Origin of the sequence: Insolitispirillum peregrinum (assembly GCF_900156605.1) — a bacterium.
Lineage (GTDB): Bacteria > Pseudomonadota > Alphaproteobacteria > Rhodospirillales > Rhodospirillaceae > Insolitispirillum > Insolitispirillum peregrinum.
Window position 1 is genome coordinate 315521 of record NZ_FTOA01000005.1, and the last position, 18502, is coordinate 334022.

The 18502-nt window shown below is 61.9% G+C and carries 17 protein-coding genes and 1 CRISPR repeat array; of the genes, 13 read left to right on the forward strand and 4 right to left on the reverse strand.

From position 1 onward, the window contains the following. The first annotated feature begins 96 nt into the window (after positions 1–96). The 5 genes from pstC to phoB all read left to right on the forward strand — a co-directional run bounded on the left by pstC (position 97) and on the right by phoB (position 5326). The gene (gene pstC / locus BW995_RS14820) at positions 97–1494 is read left to right on the forward strand and encodes a phosphate ABC transporter permease subunit PstC (protein WP_076401177.1); all 1398 of its coding nucleotides are present in this window, start codon (positions 97–99) and stop codon (positions 1492–1494) included. Then, on the forward strand, positions 1494–2831 hold the full coding sequence (gene pstA / locus BW995_RS14825; RefSeq protein ID WP_084194874.1) for a phosphate ABC transporter permease PstA: 1338 nt from the start codon (positions 1494–1496) through the stop codon (positions 2829–2831). The genes pstC and pstA overlap by 1 nt, the downstream gene beginning before the upstream one ends. 22 nt (positions 2832–2853) lie before the next feature. After that, positions 2854–3705 (forward strand): phosphate ABC transporter ATP-binding protein PstB, encoded by an 852-nt coding sequence (gene pstB, locus BW995_RS14830; protein WP_084194899.1) that lies wholly within the window; start codon positions 2854–2856, stop codon positions 3703–3705. Positions 3706–3785: 80 nt separating this feature from the next. Beyond that, positions 3786–4508, forward strand: a complete 723-nt coding sequence (gene phoU, locus BW995_RS14835) for a phosphate signaling complex protein PhoU (RefSeq protein WP_076401178.1) — start codon at positions 3786–3788, stop codon at positions 4506–4508. Positions 4509–4612: 104 nt separating this feature from the next. Further along, positions 4613–5326, forward strand: coding sequence for a phosphate regulon transcriptional regulator PhoB (gene phoB / locus BW995_RS14840; protein ID WP_076401179.1), 714 nt, complete (start codon positions 4613–4615; stop codon positions 5324–5326). Positions 5327–5633: 307 nt separating this feature from the next. Continuing rightward, positions 5634–6119: direct repeats of the CRISPR family, unit length 31 nt; unit sequence GTCGCCCCCTCACGGGGGCGTGGATTGAAAC. A gap of 260 nt (positions 6120–6379) precedes the next feature. Here phoB and BW995_RS14845 read toward each other — a convergent pair. Further along, positions 6380–6841, reverse strand: coding sequence for a MarR family winged helix-turn-helix transcriptional regulator (locus tag BW995_RS14845; protein ID WP_076401180.1), 462 nt, complete (start codon positions 6839–6841; stop codon positions 6380–6382). 272 nt (positions 6842–7113) lie between these two features. Between BW995_RS14845 and BW995_RS14850 the strand changes: the two genes are divergently transcribed. The 7 genes from BW995_RS14850 to cas2 are packed head-to-tail and all read left to right on the forward strand — an operon-like array spanning position 7114 to position 14715. After that, entirely contained in the window at positions 7114–9366 is a 2253-nt protein-coding gene (locus BW995_RS14850) for a CRISPR-associated endonuclease Cas3'' (protein ID WP_245821477.1), read from the forward strand. A gap of 15 nt (positions 9367–9381) precedes the next feature. Beyond that, on the forward strand, positions 9382–10050 hold the full coding sequence (cas5c, locus tag BW995_RS14855) for a type I-C CRISPR-associated protein Cas5c (RefSeq protein ID WP_076401181.1): 669 nt from the start codon (positions 9382–9384) through the stop codon (positions 10048–10050). Further along, entirely contained in the window at positions 10047–11795 is a 1749-nt protein-coding gene (cas8c, locus tag BW995_RS14860; RefSeq protein ID WP_076401182.1) for a type I-C CRISPR-associated protein Cas8c/Csd1, read from the forward strand. The genes cas5c and cas8c overlap by 4 nt, the downstream gene beginning before the upstream one ends. Then, entirely contained in the window at positions 11792–12715 is a 924-nt protein-coding gene (gene cas7c / locus BW995_RS14865; RefSeq protein WP_076401183.1) for a type I-C CRISPR-associated protein Cas7/Csd2, read from the forward strand. Before cas8c ends, cas7c begins: the two co-directional genes overlap by 4 nt. Before the next feature lie 3 nt (positions 12716–12718). After that, entirely contained in the window at positions 12719–13390 is a 672-nt protein-coding gene (cas4, locus tag BW995_RS14870; protein WP_076401184.1) for a CRISPR-associated protein Cas4, read from the forward strand. After that, positions 13387–14409 carry a type I-C CRISPR-associated endonuclease Cas1c gene (gene cas1c / locus BW995_RS14875; protein WP_076401185.1) on the forward strand — a complete coding sequence of 341 codons (1023 nt, stop codon included), beginning with the start codon at positions 13387–13389 and terminating at the stop codon, positions 14407–14409. The genes cas4 and cas1c overlap by 4 nt, the downstream gene beginning before the upstream one ends. Before the next feature lie 15 nt (positions 14410–14424). Further along, positions 14425–14715, forward strand: coding sequence for a CRISPR-associated endonuclease Cas2 (gene cas2 / locus BW995_RS14880; RefSeq protein WP_076401186.1), 291 nt, complete (start codon positions 14425–14427; stop codon positions 14713–14715). Positions 14716–15445: 730 nt separating this feature from the next. On the opposite strand, the gene BW995_RS14885 is transcribed toward cas2, so the two are convergent. The 3 genes from BW995_RS14885 to BW995_RS14895 form a co-directional block, all read right to left on the reverse strand. Continuing rightward, the gene (locus BW995_RS14885; protein WP_076401187.1) at positions 15446–15994 is read right to left on the reverse strand and encodes a YbhB/YbcL family Raf kinase inhibitor-like protein; all 549 of its coding nucleotides are present in this window, start codon (positions 15992–15994) and stop codon (positions 15446–15448) included. Positions 15995–16089: 95 nt separating this feature from the next. Beyond that, positions 16090–16908 (reverse strand): helix-turn-helix transcriptional regulator, encoded by an 819-nt coding sequence (locus tag BW995_RS14890; protein WP_175617087.1) that lies wholly within the window; start codon positions 16906–16908, stop codon positions 16090–16092. Next, positions 16905–17846, reverse strand: coding sequence for a LysR family transcriptional regulator (locus BW995_RS14895; RefSeq protein WP_076401189.1), 942 nt, complete (start codon positions 17844–17846; stop codon positions 16905–16907). Before BW995_RS14895 ends, BW995_RS14890 begins: the two co-directional genes overlap by 4 nt. A gap of 114 nt (positions 17847–17960) precedes the next feature. Here BW995_RS14895 and BW995_RS14900 point away from each other — a divergent pair, with 114 nt between their 5' ends. Beyond that, positions 17961–18476 (forward strand): SRPBCC family protein, encoded by a 516-nt coding sequence (locus BW995_RS14900; protein WP_217696103.1) that lies wholly within the window; start codon positions 17961–17963, stop codon positions 18474–18476. The last annotated feature ends 26 nt before the right edge of the window (positions 18477–18502 follow it).

Consider the following 18502-nt stretch of genomic DNA (forward strand, 5'->3'; position numbering starts at 1 on the left):
AGCAGAAAGCCGACATTCAGAACCCTTTTTTCCGCACTTTGTCTGTATCACCGTTCCGGCATGCCGGACGGGCCTTATCTGGGGAACGCGCAGTTCATGCAAAGTCTCGCTTTGATCCTGGTTGTGCTGGTGCTGGCCGTGGTCGGTTTCCGCTTTGGGCGGGGGCAGTCGATCAAGGTCGTCGAAGGAAATGCACGCCGCCTGCACAGTCTGCCGGGCTATCACGGCCTGTATGTGGCCCTGTGGTGTGGCGGACCGGCATTGATCCTGTTGGCTGTCTGGCTGTCGCTGGAACCGACAATTCTGAAACATCTGGTGCTGGGCGCCCTGCCCACCGAGATGCTGCAAAAGCCCGATGGCTCGCCGCTGGGCGTGGCCCGTCTCGAGCTGCTGCTGAACGATATCCGCAATACGGCAGCGGGCAATGTCGCCTCGACGGCCAATGCCTATATTCAGGACGCGGCGGCCCGCTATCAAAGCCTGCAACAGACCAGTTACGCCGCCATGGCGGTGGTGGTGCTGTCACTGGCTGTTGCCGGGGCAGCCTGGGCGTTCCGCTTCATTCATGCCGATTTCCGGGCGCGCAACCGGGTGGAAATGATCATCCGGGGCTTCATGATTGCCTGCTCGATGGTCGCCATCCTGACCACCGTCGGGATCATCCTGTCGTTGCTGTTTGAAAGCATGCGGTTCTTTGCGGTGGTGCCGGTGACCGACTTCCTGTTCGGTCTGGACTGGAGCCCGCAGATGGCTCTGCGTGCCGATCAGGTGGGGTCGTCCGGGGCGTTCGGGGCGGTGCCGCTGTTCCTCGGTACGCTGCTGATTTCCGGCATTGCGATGGCGGTGGCGGTGCCGGTTGGCCTGCTGTCAGCGATTTACATGGCCGAATACGCCCCGCGCAAGGTGCGGGCGGTGGTCAAGCCGCTGCTGGAAATTCTGGCTGGTATCCCGACCGTGGTCTACGGCTTCTTTGCCGCCCTGACGGTGGCTCCGGCCTTCCGTGGTCTGGGCGAAAGCATCGGGCTGGATGTGTCGTCGGAAAGTGCGCTGGCGGCGGGGATCGTGATGGGGATCATGATCGTGCCGTTCGTGTCCTCGCTGTCCGATGACGTGATTACTGCCGTGCCGAATTCAATGCGCGAGGGATCGTATGGTCTGGGCGCAACCAAGTCCGAAACGATCAAGCGGGTGATCATCCCGGCTGCCCTGCCGGGGATTGTCGGCGGTGTGCTGCTGGCAGTATCGCGCGCGATCGGTGAAACGATGATTGTGGTGATGGCGGCCGGTTTGTCGGCCAACCTGTCGGTGAACCCGCTGGAAGCCGTGACCACCGTGACCGTTCAGATTGTAACCCTGCTGGTCGGTGACCAGGAATTTGACAGCCCCAAGACATTGGCCGCCTTTGCGCTGGGACTGGTGCTGTTCATGGTGACGCTGGCGCTGAACGTTGTTGCCTTGCACGTCGTTCGCAAGTACAGGGAGCAGTATGAATAATGGCAACCGCAGAGCAGCAGGTCGAAATGACCACCTCCCAAAAAGACATTCTTTCCAGACAGTCCCGGATTTCTGAAACCGTCAATGCCGGGCTGAAGTCCCGCTATCGTTCCGAGGCCCGTTTCCGGGCCTATGGGGCGGGGGCGATCGTGCTGGCCCTGGTGATGCTGGTGCTGTTGTTCGTGACCATTATCGGCAAGGGTTACACCGCCTTTGTGCAGACCGAACTGCAACTGACCATCGCCACCTCGGGCGAAGCACTGGGGATTGGCAATGACCGCGATGCGGCGGCGCTCAACCGCGCCGACTATCAGGCACAGATCAAGGCCTCGCTGCGCGACATGTTCCCGGATGTGACCGGGCGCAAGGAACGGCGTGATCTGTACGGAATGGTGTCGGACGGGGCAGCCTATGCCCTGCGCGATGCGCTGGCGGAAAATCCGGCCCTGATCGGCCAGAAGGTCACCCTGCAGGTGCCGGTGGCGTCGGACATCGACATGCTGCACAAAGGGCAGATCGACCGGACCGTCGCGGAAGCCGAGCGCAAGGTGAACGATTTCCAGATCGGCATCTATGACCGCTGGGTGTCGATGGGCACCATTGGCCTGCACTTCAACACCGCCCTGTTCACGCAAGGGGACTCGCGCCAGCCGGAACTGGCGGGAATCTGGGGCGCTGCGGTCGGGTCGTTCTATACCCTGATCGTCACGCTGGCCCTCAGCTTTCCGATCGGTGTCGCGGCGGCGGTGTATCTGGAAGAATTTGCTCCCAAAAACCGCTGGACCGACCTGATCGAAGTCAACATCAACAATCTGGCGGCGGTTCCGTCGATTGTGTTCGGCTTGCTGGGGCTGGCGGTGTTCCTGCAGTTCTTTGGCATGCCGCGCTCGGCCCCGGTGGCAGGCGGTCTGGTGCTGACCCTGATGAACCTGCCGATCATCATCATTGCCAGCCGGGCTGCCCTGAAATCGGTGCCGCCGTCGATCCGCGAGGCCGCTCTGGGCCTTGGGGCCTCCAAGCTGCAGACCATCCTGCATCACGTCCTGCCGCTGGCCATGCCGGGCATGCTGACCGGAACCATCATCGGCATGGCGCATGCCCTGGGCGAAACCGCACCGCTGCTGATGATCGGGATGGTGGCCTTTGTGGTGGACATTCCGATGACCCCGATGGACTCCGCCACCGTGTTGCCGGTGCAGATCTATCTGTGGGCCGACAGCCCGGAACGGGCCTTTGTCGAACGCACTTCGGCGGCGATCATGGTGCTGCTGGCATTCCTGGTAACGATGAACGCGGCCGCTGTGCTGCTGCGCAAGAAGTTTGAAAGGCGCTGGTAAGACAATGGCGATGGTTGAAACGATGACTCCCGAACAGACCCGCACCCCGGAAACCGCCCGTCCGGATGCCACCCGCAGCGAAGGCACCGCCGGTTCGCCGCTGGTCGGCCCCGGTGAAGACGCCAAGGTGTCGGCGCGCGATTGCAGCGTCTATTACGGCGAAAAGCATGCCCTGAAGGGTGTGTCGCTGGACATCAAGGTCAACGAAGTCACCGCCTTTATCGGCCCGTCGGGCTGCGGTAAATCGACCTTCCTGCGCTCGCTGAACCGGATGAACGACATCATCGACGGGGCGCGGGTCACCGGCCTGATTGCCCTGGATGGCGAAGACATCTACGCCCGCAAGGTTGACGTGGTGCAGTTGCGCGCCCGTGTCGGGATGGTGTTCCAGAAGCCGAACCCGTTCCCCAAGTCGATCTATGAAAACGTGGCCTATGGTCCGCGCATCCACGGTCTGGCCTCGACCAAGGACGAGATGGACGACGTGGTTCAGTCGTCGCTGGAACGTGCCGGTCTGTGGACCGAAGTGAAAGACCGCCTCGACCAGCCGGGGACCGGCCTGTCGGGTGGTCAGCAGCAGCGTCTGTGCATCGCGCGCGCCATTGCGGTGTCGCCCGAAGTGATCCTGATGGACGAACCCTGTTCGGCCCTCGACCCGATTGCGACGGCAAAGATCGAAGAGCTGATCGACGAACTGCGCCAGAACTACACCATCGTGATCGTCACCCACTCGATGCAGCAGGCGGCGCGCGTGTCCCAGCGGACGGCGTTCTTCCATCTGGGGAATCTGGTCGAGTGCAACGACACCGAACAGATTTTCACCAATCCGCTGCACAAGCTGACGCAGGGCTATATCACTGGCCGCTTTGGTTGATGGACCCTGCAACATCTGGCGCGGGGGGCTGCGCTGCGGCTCCTTGCTGCCGGTCTGCAACGCCATAAGGAACGTTCGCCGTGGGCGCACATGATGGACATACAGTTCAGTCTTTTGAAGACGAACTGACCCAGCTTACCAATGTTATCGTTCGCATGGGCGGACTGGCCGAAGCCCAGATGGCCAGCGCCATCCACGCCATCACCCGCCGGGATTCCGATCTGGCATCGCGGGTGATTGCCGGGGACAGCAAAGTTGACGAGATGGAAAAGGAAGTCCATGCCCTGACCGTCCGCCTGCTTGCCCTGCGCCAGCCGATGGCTGACGATTTGCGGTCGATTGTGGCCGCATTGAAAATCTCGGCTGACATCGAACGGATCGGCGACTATGCCGCCAACGTCGCCAAGCGGGCGATGGTGCTGAACCAGTTGCCACAGGTTACGCCGGTGGCTGGCATTCCCGGCATGGGGCGGATGGTGCAGCAGATCATCAACGACGTGCTGGATGCTTATGTCGAGCGCGACGTGGAAAAGGCTCTGGCGGTCTGGCACCGGGACGAAGATGTCGATGCCATGCACATGGCCCTGTTCCGCGAGCTGTTGACCTATATGATGGAAGACCCCCGCAACATCACCGCCTGCACGCACCTGATGTTCATTGCCAAGAATATCGAGCGCATCGGTGATCACGCCACCAACATTGCGGAAACGATCCATTTTCTGGTCAAGGGGCAGTCAATCCTGTTGCCCCGCCCCAAAGGTGCGTCGGTCGATGAGATGCCGATGCCGGAGACAGGGGCGTAGCCGCCCCGGTCTCTTTTCCGGTGCTTTGGGTTTTGTTTTGTCGCATCATGGGCAAGGGCCGACGTGGGGCCTTTGCCTGATGCCCTCAAGGGAATAGCTGTTCGATGAAGCCTCTGGTGATGATCGTTGAGGATGAAAGCGCGCTGATGACCATGCTGCGCTACAACCTGGAAAAAGACGGTTTCCGGGTGTGTGAGGCTTCGGATGGTGAAGAAGCGTTGACAGTGGTCGAGGAAAACAATCCCGACCTGATCCTGCTCGACTGGATGCTGCCGATGATGTCGGGCATTGAGGTCTGCCGCCAGTTGCGCCGCCGTCCGCAAAGCCGCGATGTGCCGATCATCATGATCACCGCCCGTGGCGAAGAGCAGGACAAGATCCGTGGCCTGAATGTCGGTGCCGACGATTACCTGACCAAGCCATTCTCGATGCCGGAATTGATGGCGCGGGTGCGGGCCTTGCTGCGGCGGGCGCAACCGGCCACCAACAAGGGCTCGCTGGGGTTTGAAGACATCAGCATGGACCTGACCGCCCACCGGGTCACCCGTGGCGGGCGCTATGTCCATCTGGGCCCGACCGAATTCCGCCTGTTGCAATTCCTGATGGAGCACCCGGGCTGCGTATTCTCGCGCGAAGAACTGCTGAATGCCGTCTGGGGCCCGGATATCTATGTCGAGCCGCGCACCGTGGATGTGCATATCCGCCGCCTGCGCAAGGCGCTGAACGGCGATACCGAAAGCGACCTGATCCGCACGGTGCGCGCCGCGGGCTATGCGCTGGATGCGGACCCGGCGTTGCAGGGCAGCGGGGTGGCCTGAAGGCCCCGGACCCCGTTTTTTCAGGTCGTGCTCCATGACGGCGCGGCTGTGACCGGGTAAAAATGATCGAGCCGCAGGGGATGATGCCAGACCGGTATCATCCCCTGCGGCATTTTCATGTCGGCAGGGTGCGCGAACCCCAAGCGTGTCAGAAAATCCCGGGAGGTTCGCGCTGAGGTAATGTATTGGAATATAAGGATTTTGATTCTGTGAATGTATGCGTACATATCATTATGCACAAGTATTCCCAAGGTTCGCGCAAGAGGCCTCTTTTCTTTAATGAAAACAGTTTGTTATAGTGGTGGCCGTCGCCCCCTCACGGGGGCGTGGATTGAAACGTCAAGCAGATTCAGGCCTGCGGCAAGACCGCCGGTCGCCCCCTCACGGGGGCGTGGATTGAAACGCCGGTATCCGGGTCGTGGGGGATCGTCTGGGTCGGTCGCCCCCTCACGGGGGCGTGGATTGAAACTTGTGACTGGTGCGGATGTATACCCGCACCGCCAGTCGCCCCCTCACGGGGGCGTGGATTGAAACTGGGAGGCAGGCCGATGAAGGCCGTCTCCCATCCGTCGCCCCCTCACGGGGGCGTGGATTGAAACAGGCGCAAAACTGCCCTGTGTCATGCGAACAGCCGTCGCCCCCTCACGGGGGCGTGGATTGAAACTGCCCGCTGGCCATGGCGTCGGCCATCACCCTGGGTCGCCCCCTCACGGGGGCGTGGATTGAAACGCCGGGCAGATCCAGTTCCGGCTTTAAGGCAAAGTCGCCCCCTCACGGGGGCGTGGATTGAAACGCACCACTCCACATACCCGGCAAGCGCCCAATTGAGGATGTCGCCCCCTCACGGGGGCGCGGGGCATGTATTAACCCCCGCCGGATACACCGCGCCTGTCACAGCAAATACCCCCTGCGCGATCACGCAGGGGGTATTTGATTTTGACGGCTGGGGCTGATGCGACCTGCGGCAAGCGTAAAACTCACGGGGTCCGGGGCCTGAAGGCCCCGGCGAGGTGTGGAGCAGCGCTCCACGACCGTGTTTTCCTCTAAAAACCCTCAGCCCGGACGGCGTCCGTAGCGGATGAAGTCGGTCCACGTCCGCTCGACGCTTTCCAGCGTATGGATGGCGCTATCCATCTGGGCGGCGGACAGCCCGGTCTTGCCCATTTCGTCGGACAGATAGGTTTGCAGCTCGCGGATGTGATCGCACAGGGTCATGCCCTTGTCGGTCAGCTTCAGGCGGATGGCGCGGCGGTCGTGGGAGCAGCGTTCCTGTTCGAGATAGCCGGTTTCGGTCAGCTTCTTGATATTATAGCTGACGTTGGAGCCGTGGTAATATCCCCGGTCCTTCAGGTCGCGGATCACCACGTCTTCGGCACCAATGTTAGCCAGCAGCAGGGCCTGAACGGCATTGATGTCTTCGATGCTCAGGCGGCGCAGCTCGGTCCGCAGCACGTCCAGAAAGTGGCGGTGCAGGCGTTCGACCAGTTGGACGGTGTCAAAGTAGGACTGAATCACGGTATCTGACAGTTGCAGGAGAACACACGACAGTCTCGGGAGTCCGCGAGAAAAATGGACTGCAGAGAAAAGGGATACTACATCACTTTGCGGGGTGGGCAAGGGAAAACAGAGCGGGTGTTTGGTAGCAGAGGGGTGGCGGGAATCCGTGCTGGCGGAGGCGGGATGTCCACCCCTATCCCTTGCGGGTGGTGGTGGGATGGATACACGTTTTCGGCCTTGAACCTGTGCGGATTATCCCTTAGCCTGAACATCTTATGGGGGTGATCTGCATGATTTTCTATGCCCATTCGACGACGGATGCCAGCAAACAGGACTGGCAGACGCTGGCCGGACACCTGTTTGCGGTTGCCCGTCTGGCGAGCATGTTTGCTGCCGTTTTCGGTGGCGAACGCGCTGCATGGCTGGCTGGAATTCTGCACGATATCGGAAAGTACCTGCTGGACTTTCAGCGCAGGCTGGAAGGCGCCAGCGACAGCGTTGACCATGCAACGCCGGGGGCGGTGGTTGTGTCTGGCCTGCTGATGACCAAACCTGAAGACCGCCTGCTGGTTCAAATCCTCGCCTATGCCATTGCCGGTCATCATGGCGGGCTGCCCGACTGGTTGGGCATGGGGAACGGGCGGGGCCTGAAGGACCGGCTGGCGGAGTGTGATACCTCCCGGTTGGCACCACAGTGGCGCGATGAAATCCCGCTGGAGGCTGTCGACCTGCTGCCCGCGAACTTCACGCCCGACAAACAGGTACCGGGGTTCCAGCTGGCATTTCTGGGCCGGATGCTGTTCTCCACTCTGGTCGATGCCGATTTCAAGGATACCGAGGCCTTTTATGGCCGGATTGACGGCACGACCGCCGACCGCCAGTGGCCCGCGCTGCGGGATTGCCTCGCCGGTTTGCGTCAGCGGTTTGACGATCACATGGCGGCTTTTGACCGCACGCCGCAGGCGGACAGCGAAGTGAACACCCTGCGCCGGACCATCCTGTCCCATGTGCGGGAACGGGCGACCCTGCCTGCCGGGGTGTTTACCCTGACCGTCCCGACCGGCGGTGGCAAGACACTGGCGTCGCTCGGTTTTGCGCTGGACCATGCCGCCAGCCACGACCATCGGCGGATCATTTACGCCATTCCGTTTACCTCGATCATTGACCAGACAGCGGCCATTTTTCGCAAGGTTCTGGGGGACGAGGTGGTGCTGGAACATCATTCGGCACTCGATGAACCGACGATCATCGGGCGTGAGGCCAAAGACAAGCTGCGGCTGGCGATGGCCGACTGGGCCGCGCCGGTGATCGTGACCACCACCGTGCAATTGTTCGAGAGCCTGTTTGCCAACCGGCCTTCACGGTGCCGCAAGCTGCACAATATCGCGGGCAGCATCATCATTCTGGACGAAGCCCAGACCCTGCCGCTGGGCTTGCTGAAGCCGTCGGTGCTGGCGGTGAAGGAACTGGCGCGCAATTACGGTTGCACGATTGTGCTGTGTACGGCAACGCAACCGGCGCTCGACCAGCAGGATTATCCGGCGGATGCGCTGATGGGGCTGGATGTGGCCGGGCGGGAACTGGCGCCTGATCCGGCGCAGTTGGCGCAACGCTTGCGCCGGGTGCGGTTTCATGATGCGGGGGTGCTGAGCGATGAACAGCTGTGCGAGCAACTGGCCGAGGCGGCGCAGGGACTGGTGATCGTCAACGGTCGTCGCCATGCGCTGGAGGTGTTTGAACTGGGCGGGAAAAAGGGGCTGGAGGGCATGGTCCACCTGACCACCCGCCAGTGCGCTGCCCACCGGCGGCAGATTTTGGCCGATGTGCGTGACCGGCTGCGCACGGACCAGCCGTGCCGGGTGGTGGCGACGTCGCTGATTGAGGCCGGGGTGGATGTTGACTTTCCGCGTGTCTGGCGGGCCGAGGCTGGTCTGGACCAGATTGCCCAGGCGGCTGGTCGCTGCAACCGCGAGGGGCTGCGGCCCACGGATGACAGTGTGGTGAGCATTTTCCAGCCCGCCGAGGCTCCGCCGCTGAAGGCGTTTGCGCCGTTGATCGCCGCTTTTCGCCATGTGGCGGCCCGGCATCAGGACTGGCTGTCTCCGGCGGCCATTCGGGCCTATTTTCAAGAGGTCTATTGGCAAAAAGGGGATGGTCTGGACGCTGAACAGATTCTGACAGCGTTCCGGATTGACAGATCGGGGGTGGACTTCGCCTATCGCTCGGTCGCCGAGCGGTTTCGCATGATTTCAACGGCGCTGGTGCCGGTGATCATCCCCTTTGATGCGCGGGCGGACGAGGCCATCAAAAAGCTGTCGGTTGCGGAAATCCCGTCGGGGATGTTGGCGCGGGAATTACAAGCCTATATCGTGCAGGTTCCAGACCGCGACCGGGGGCGGCTGATTGAAAACGGCCATGTGGCGTTTGTGGCACCTGATCTGCGCGGGCAGCAGTTTCCCGTTCTGCAAACCCCAAAGCTTTATGAAACGACCATCGGCCTGCGGTGGGAAGATGCCGATTATCTTGGTGATTCATTTTTTTAGGGAGGATGCCCCGCGATGCCCTATGGCATAAAGCTGCACGTTTCTGGCCCCTATGCCTGCTTTACCCGCCCGGAAATGAAGGTTGAACGGGTGTCCTATGACGTGATGACGCCATCGGCGGCGCGCGGCATTCTGGAGGCCATTCACTGGAAGCCGGCCATTCGCTGGGTGATTGACCGGATTCATGTGCTGGAACCGATCCGCTTTCAGTCGATCCGCCGCAACGAGGTCGGCCAAAAGGTGCCGGTGAACAAGGTCAAAAGCGCGCTGAAACACCGGAGCCTGGACGGCTTGCGGTTGCTGTGTGATCAGGACCGCCAGCAACGGGCCTCGACGGTGTTGACCAATGTCGCCTATGTGATCGAGGCGCATTTCGAGATGACCAGCCGGGCCGGAGACGGTGACAACGAAGGCAAGCACCTCGATATTTTCAATCGCCGGGCCGAACGCGGGCAATGTTTCCACCAGCCCTGTCTGGGGACGCGGGAGTTCGACGCCCGTTTCCGCCTGCTGGACCCGGCCGAAGCCATGCCGCCTGCGATCACCGAAGACCGTGAGCTTGGTTATATGCTGTGGGATATCGACCATGCCTCGGCGGAACGGTCGGCGATGTTCTTTCGTGCGACGATGACCAACGGGGTGGTCAATATCCCGCAACCCGGTGCGGCGGAGATTTGCCGATGACGCTGTTATCATCGCTGAACCGCATTGGTGAACGGATGGAGCAGCGCGGGGCGTTGCCCACCGGTGGCTTTTCGTCGGAAAAGATTTCCTGCTGCATTTCGCTGAATGCCGATGGCTCGGTGGCCGGGCTGCATGATTTGCGGGACGTCAGCAAAAAGAAGCCGGTCCCGCGTGTGATGGGGGTGCCGCAAGCGGTCAAGCGCACGGCAGGCGTGAAGCCGAATTTTCTGTGGGACAAAACATCTTATGTGCTGGGGGTGACGGCAGGGAATGGCAAGCGGCTGGCGCAGGAACATGAGGCCTTTGTTGATCGCCACCTGACCGCGCTGGCGGGCAGCAATGATATCGGTCTGCATGCCCTGCTGCTATTCCTGCAAAACTGGCGGCCCGAACACTACGAGGCTCTGGGATGGCCCGAGGAGCTGAAAGACCAGAACGTGGTGTTCGCACTGGAAGACGAACGCCATCGGCTGTTTTTACACGACCGTCCGGCAGCGAAAGCCCTGTGGGCGCGGCTGGCCGCCGATGACAGCGGTGAAAGCGCGATCTGTCTGGTGACTGGCGAGCGCGCACCGGTGGCGCGGTTGCATCCGTCGATCAAGGGCGTATGGGGGGCGCAGTCGTCCGGGGCGTCACTGGTGTCGTTCAATCTCGACGCCTTCACCTCCTATGGTCACGAGCAGGGGGCGAATGCTCCGGTGTCCGAGGCGGTGGCGGCCCGCTATACCGCCGTGCTGAACGCCTTTCTGGCCCGTGACAGCGGCCATCGGGTGCAGATTGGCGATGCTTCGACGGTGTTCTGGGCCGATGCCAGTGATGCCGAGCTGGCGGAGCAGGCCGAGAGTGTGTTCGGCAGCTTTCTGTCATCGGTCGATGAAGACAAGCAGAGCCGAGCGGTCGGGGACATTCTGGAGAAGGTGCGGCAGGGTGAGCGGATTGCCACCTTTAATCCTGCACTGTCGGACAAGGTACGGTTTTATGTTCTGGGGCTGGCCCCCAATGCGGCCCGCCTGTCAGTCCGGTTCTATCTGGAAGATACCTTTGGGGCGCTGATCGACCATTACCAGCGGTTTCTGGACGATATCCGGGTCGAGCCGGGGCCACGGCAAAAGGTGCCACAACTGTGGCAATACCTGCGCGAGACTGCGGCGCTGGGCAAGGAAGAGAACATCTCGCCGTTGCTGGCGGGCAACTGGATGCGCTCGATCCTGACCGGCACCCCCTATCCGCAGACCCTGTTTGCCACCGTGCTGATGCGCATCCGCGCCGATGGCGAGATCAACGCCCTGCGGGTCGGTATTCTCAAGGCGTTGCTGCTGCGTAATTTCAACCGTCAAAACGAGGAGGTGCCGGTGGCATTCGACCCGGACAACGACAACAAGGGCTATCTGCTGGGGCGGCTGTTTGCGGTCTATGAACGCGTGCAGTCGGCGGCCCTCGGCGACAAGCTGAATTCGACCATCAGGGATAAATATTACGGTGCGGCCTCGGCCCAGCCACGGCGGGTGTTTCCTGCGTTGGCTAAGGGTGCGGTGCCGCACCTGTCTCGTCTGGGCAAGGACAGCCCGGGCTATCGGGTGAATCTCGAGAAGGATATTGGCGAAATCATGGGGCGGATGTCGCCGGGGGCTGATCCGTTTCCGGTAACGCTGTCCAGCGCCGAACAGGCGTTGTTCGCTCTGGGCTATTACCATCAGCGCTTCTTCAAAAAATCCGATACCGAGCAAAAGGATGCTGCGTCATGAGTGGCCTGACCAATCGCTATGATTTTGTGGTGCTGTTCGAAGTCATCAACGGCAATCCGAACGGCGACCCGGATGCGGGGAACTTGCCGCGCATGGACCCGGAAACCAACCATGGTCTGGTGTCTGACGTCAGCCTGAAGCGTAAAATCCGCAACTATGTGGAATTCGCCCGCGACGGCCAGCCGGGGCATGCGATTTACGTGCAGGACGGGGCGGTCCTGAACGAAAAGCACCGCGAGGCTTACAAGGCAATCCGCTCGGAGCAGAGCACCGGCGACAAGCTGACCCCCAAGGATGACGCCGAAGCCATCCTGTTGCGGCAGTTCATGTGCGATAATTTTTTCGACGTGCGCACCTTTGGCGCAGTGATGGGGACCGGGATTAACTGCGGTCAGGTGCGCGGGCCGGTGCAGATGGCTTTTGCCCGCTCGATCGAACCGATCATGCCGCTGGAAATCACCATCACCCGCATGGCGGCGACCAGCGAAAAGGAAAAGGACGACACCAAGCGCAGCGACAACCGCACCATGGGGCGCAAGCATATCGTTCCCTATGGCCTGTACCGGGCGCACGGCTTCGTTTCGGCCAAGCTGTCGGAGCGCACCGGCTTTGGCGAGCAGGACAAGGAACTGCTGTTCGAGGCGCTGGCCAACATGTTTGAACATGACCACTCGGCGGCACGGGGGGAAATGACCACCCGCAAACTGATTGTGTTCAAACATGAAACGGCGCTGGGCAATGCTCCGGCACATCAACTGTTCGACCGGGTGCGCGTTGGCCGCAATGTCGATGGCGAATTCCGCCTGCCGGGCGAACGGGGTCTCGACAATCTGCCGCCTGCACGGGCCTTTTCCGACTACCTCGTCCAGATTGACCGCGACGGCCTGCCGACTGGGGTCGAGCTGATCGAACGGCTGTAACGCATGACTCCCGCCGGAGGGAGAGAGGGAGAGCCGATCCCGCTGTCGGCTCTCCAGCATGCGGTGTACTGCCTGCGGCAGGCGGCGCTGATCCATCTGGAACGCCAGTGGGACGACAACCGCTTTACCGCCGAAGGTCATGTCCTGCACGCCGTCGTTGACAAACCGGCCAGCCGCGCCGGTCGTGGCGTGCGGCGGGTGCAGGCGTTACCGCTGACCCATCGCGGCCTCAATCTGGCGGGCGTGGCCGATCTGGTCGAGTTCCTGCCAGCGGCGGACGGCGGCGAAACGCCGTTCCCGGTCGAGTACAAGCGCGGCAAGCCCAAGCTGCACCGGGCGGACGAGGTGCAGGTGTGCGCGCAGGCCCTGTGTCTGGAGGAGATGACCGGGCGTCCGGTCCCCGAGGGCGCGCTGTACTATGCCGAAACCAAACGGCGCCAAACCGTTCCGTTTGATGAGGCGTTGCGCCGCTTGACGCTGGCAACCATCGCCGATCTGGCGGCGGTCTTCGCCTCGTTGCAGACGCCACCGCCTCCGGCAAAGCTGACCCGCTGCCGGTCCTGCTCCCTGATCGAACTCTGTCGTCCGTCGATTGTCCGCCGTTCGGTCGATGACTGGCGGCAAGTGGCGGTGGCGGCGATGCTGGCAGAGGACGATACCGGGGATACGCGATGAAAAAGCTGCTCAATACCGTTTATGTCACCACCGAAGGGGCCAGTCTACGCAAGGACGGCGAAAATCTGGTGATCGAGGTGGAGGGGGAAACCAGAGGGCGGGTTCCCTTCCATATGCTGGCTTCGGTGGTGGTGTTCGGTGGACTGTATTTGTCGCCGCCGTTGATTGGAGCGTGCGCCGAAGGCGGGATCACCATCGTCATTCTGGAGCGGTCAGGAAAGTTTCAGGCCCGCATTGAAGGCCCGGTGAGCGGGAACGTCCTGCTGCGTCGCGCCCAGTATGCAGCCAGCGACCAGCCGGACGAGATCGTGCTGGGAAAAATCGCCAACCAACGATCAGTGCTGTTGCGGGCGCTGCGCGACCATGGCGACAGCCTGACCGATCAGCAGCAGGACTGTTTACAGCAGGCCGGCGAGCGTCTGGGGCAGATCATGCGCCATGTTGCGGCGACGGCGCTGGATACGGACCAGTTGCGGGGCTGCGAAGGCGAGGCCGCCCAGCGGTACTTTGGGGCCTTTGATACAATGCTCCGCTCTCCTGACCCCGAGATATGTTTCCGGGGTCGCTCACGCCGTCCGCCGCTGGACCCGGTGAATGCGGTGTTGTCGTTCCTGTATACGCTGCTGACCCACGACTGCCGCAGCGCCGCCGAAGCGGTCGGGCTTGATCCGGCGGTGGGCTTCCTGCACCGCGACCGCCCCGGCAGACCCAGTCTGGCCCTCGACCTGATGGAAGAATTGCGGCCCGTGCTGGTGGATCGTCTGGTGCTGTCACTGTTCAATCGCCGCCAATTGCGCGCCGGTGACTTTACCGTGCGCGAGGGCGGGGCGGTCCTGTTGAGCGATGAGGCGCGCAAGCTGGTGTTGACCGCCTGGCAGGAGCGCAAAAAGGAAGAGCGGATGCATCCCTTCTTGCAGGAAAAGGCTCCGCTGGGACTGGTGCCCTACCTACAGGCCCAATTGCTCGCCCGCCATCTGCGCGGCGATCTGGACGCCTATCCGTCATGGTTGTGGAAATAAGGCAAGGGGGCTGCGGTGCTGGTTCTGGTCACCTATGATGTGAAAACCTCCGATGAGGGCGGAGCCCGCCGCCTGCGGGCCGTCTCGAAAGCCTGTCAGGATTATGGGCAGCGGGTGCAATACTCTGTCTTTGAAATCGAGGTCGATCCGGCGCAGTGGGTGGCCTTGAAAAGCCGTCTGGAGGGCATCATCAACCCCGACTGCGACAGTCTGCGCTATTACCATCTGGGGGCAAACTGGCAGCGCCGGGTGGAACATGTCGGTGCCAAACCGGCGACCGACCTGAACGGCCCCTTGATCTGGTGAGGGGTGGGCGGGATCGCCGCGCGAACCCCAAGCGTGTCGTGAGCCTTGGGGGGCTCGGTCTGCGACAGTACCGTGGAGCGCTGCTCCACACCTCGCTGGGGCCGGTCGGCCCCAGACCCCATTCCTTTGATTATAAATGAAAAACCTGAGGGCGGGCCTCGGGCGGGTTCGGTTGGTCGCCCGTTTCCAGAACTGGAGTGCCGTCTCCTCTGTCCGGGGAGGTTCGCGCTGCTCCAAGTCATTGAAAATATTTGATTTTCATTTTCATATCATATGTGTACATATATTTTTACGGAAAAAGGCCGGAGGTTCGCGCAACAAGCCTCTTTTCTTTTGCAGCATCAGATTGTTATAGTGGGGGCCGTCGCCCCCTCACGGGGGCGTGGATTGAAACCCGTTTTTTTCTGCCCGGCATCCGGGGCGGCGTTGTCGCCCCCTCACGGGGGCGTGGATTGAAACGTCTAATGGTTCACGTGGTGGCCTGTCTCGCGTGTCGCCCCCTCACGGGGGCGTGGATTGAAACAACGGAAAATTTTGCGGCCTCTTTGACCGCGTGCGTTGCCTCCTCACGCCAGTAGGGCTGTCCGCCCCTGCTGGAAGGGGGCGTATGCCCACCCACACTCTGATGCCTGAAAAAACGGGGCCTGGGGCCTGAAGGCCCCAGCGAGGTGTGGAGCAGCGCTCCACAATCCTTCCCTCCTCCCCGCTCTCCGCCGCGCCGCACAGGGCCTCAGCGGGTGTAAACCGCCGTGATGCTTGCCTTGCCGATGCTGTTGGCGCGGACCATGAAGCCCGCCAGCGCATTGCTGGCATCCTGCGGCAAATCGAGCTTTTCGACCCCCAGAGCGTAGACGGTGAACACATAGCGGTGGACTTCGCCGGGGGGCGGGCAAGCCCCGCCGAACCCGGCGACGCCGTAATCGTTTTTCAACTCGCTGGCTCCGGCGGGCACAGCCTTTGAGCCGCTGGCCCCGGCGGCCAATTCGGAAATGGTGGCCGGGATGTTCACCACGTTCCAGTGCCACCAGCCAGAGCCGGTCGGGGCATCGGGATCATAAGCGGTGACGGCAAAGCTTTTGGTGCCTGTGGGGGCATTGCTCCACGACAGGTGCGGCGAGGTGTTGCCGCCGTCGCAGCCAAAGCCCTTGAAGACCTGAGCCGGGGACAACGGAGCGCCCTCGGCGACAGACGGGCTGGTCAGTTTGAAGTCCTGTGCGATGGCCGGGGTGGCGAGCGCGCCAGCAAGGGCAAGGCCGACAACGACAGATGTAACACGCATGATGCTCTTCCTCTGTGTGATCCGTGATGGCCTGAGCATACGGGTTGGTCGGGCCTTCCGCTTCCGGTCTTCGCTCAAAAACTGTCGAAAAACGATCATTCTGCGGGGGAGCGGATAGCAGTGGGCTTCAGGCCAAATCTCTTCTTGAACGAATCCGAAAAGTGCGAGGGGGTTTTGAAGCCGCACTCCAGGGCGACCTGCGCGATCGGCGTGCGGGTGTTTTGCAGCAGGGCCAGACCGTTCTCAAGCCGGGTATGGTGGAGCACCCTGGCGAAGCTGTAGCCCGATCTGGCCAGCCAGCGGCGAAAGGTTGGCTCGCTCATCGCAAAATGTCTGGCGGCGTCCATCGCTCGCCATGGCCGCTCAAGGTCGGTCTCGATCAGGGAGCGCAAGCGGGCCAGCGGCCCTTCTTCATCCTGCACCGACAGGCGGATACCATGATGGCGCAGCCAGATCAGCGGTTCGAGCAGGCGGTGCTGGCGGATGGGCGGCGGCAGGGTGGCGTTGCCCAGTGTTTCCTCAATCAGCGTCAACAGCTCCAGCGGGCGCAGGGGATCGGCCCGGATGATCTGGATCCCTGGTGGTTCGCTGTCCACTCTGCTGTCGGGGAAAATCGTTCGTACCATGTCGTGGGGAAAGTACACGCCATCCGCACGATAGTCGGCATTGATCAGCGGGCGGTTTTCCAGCGTCACGACGGAGCCGGACGGAAAGAGGATCAAATCCCCTTCGTGGGCGATCATCTCGCCGGTCAGGGGGCAGAGGATGCGCTTGCTGCCGGTCCGGACGAAACACAAAAAAGTCAACTGGATGAACAGGTCGGGGAAGGTCGCTGCCGTTGCCTGGGTGATCGGCAGGACGCGCATGCCATGGTTGTTGTCATCTGACGAGGGTACAGGAACAGGAGGCGTCATGGCGTGCGGTCTCCGGTATGCCGTGCGGCTCCGGTTCCGGCGACCACATCGAACAGCAGGCTGCGGACCCAGCGGTATTCTGGTGCACGATGGGTGCGGTCGTGCCAGACGGCGAGTTTGGTAAAGCCTGCAATTGGCAGGGGAGGTTCGGTGATGATCAGGCCAGCGATATCACAGGCAAGACGACGGGGAACAACGGCGATCAGGTCGGTGGTTTGCAGGACGGCCGCCAAGGCCAGAAAGCTGGTCATCGACAGAACCACCCGCCGGTGGCGACCGATGGCGGCAAGGGCATCATCGGTGATGCCGCGAAAGGGCTGTCCGGCATAGGAGACCAGCGCATGGTCAAGGGCGCAAAACCGGTCCAGCGACAGCGCATGTCCGGGGGGCGGTGTATCGGGATGACCATGGCGCAGGACGCACACATAGTCTTCATCGAACAGGCGACGGGCGTGCAGTTCGGGCGGGGCGCTGTCGGGGGTGATTAGGGCCAGATCGACATCGGCACGTTCAAACTGTGTGGACAGGGCAAGGGGATCAACGGGCCGCACGGCCACTCGCACACCGGGGGCCAAATGCCGCAGGGTGGTCAGAAACGGCAGCATCACCGCCTGCACGGCATAGTCGGTTGCGGCGACGGAAACGCTGAAGTCCGCCGTTGCCGGATCAAAAGCCATCGGCCGGAGCAGGGCGCTGGCGTCGGCCAGCAGGTGCTTCACCGGCCCGGCGAGGCTTTGCGCGCGCGGGGTGGGGATGATGCCGCGCTGGCTGCGGACGAACAGGGGGTCATCAAAGCTGTGGCGCAGGCGGGTCAGCATGCCGCTGACCGCAGGCTGGGTCAGGCCGAGGCGGTCGGCAGCGCGGGTGACGCTGCGCTCGTCAAGCAAGGCATCGAGGGTTTTCAACAGATTAAGGTCAAGTGTCTTGATATCACGCATTCTGATGCCTGTGATCCTTGATGGTGATTTCTTTTTATATCATGGCATCCCCTATTGTCACCGACATCCGCTTCAACGGCCTGTCCAGCAGGCCCCGACATGACGAGAATGTCCATGAACAGCATCATCTGGCCGGATGGCTATCTTCCCGGTTTCAGTGACAATTTTGCCTCGAACGAGGTGATCGAGGCCGATCTTTCCTGTGCCGATATCTGGCCGTATCTGGTCAATACCGATGTTTGGCCGACTTATTACAGCAATGTGGCCGATGTTCGTTTCCATGATGGCTCTGGCCCGGAACTGGGCAAGGGGGCACGGTTCCGCTTTACCACCTTTGGTTTTCCGGTCGAGGCGGAAGTGACCGAATGTGAGCCGCCCCGCCCGGGGGCTCCGGCGCGGCTAGCGTGGCACGGCTGGGTCGAGGGAGATGCAGAGCATCGTCTGGATGTGCATCACGCCTGGCTGATCGAAGACCTGCCGCAGGGGCGAGTGCGGGTTCTGACGCAGGAAACCCAGAATGGCCAGCCCGCACTGGATTTGGCGGTGGCCGTGCCCAACCCGATGATCAATGGCCATCAGGAATGGCTGGTTGGTTTGATCTTCAGTGCCCGCAACGCTCAGGCCGTGTGATCCCTGCTTTCGGCCTCCTCAGAAAA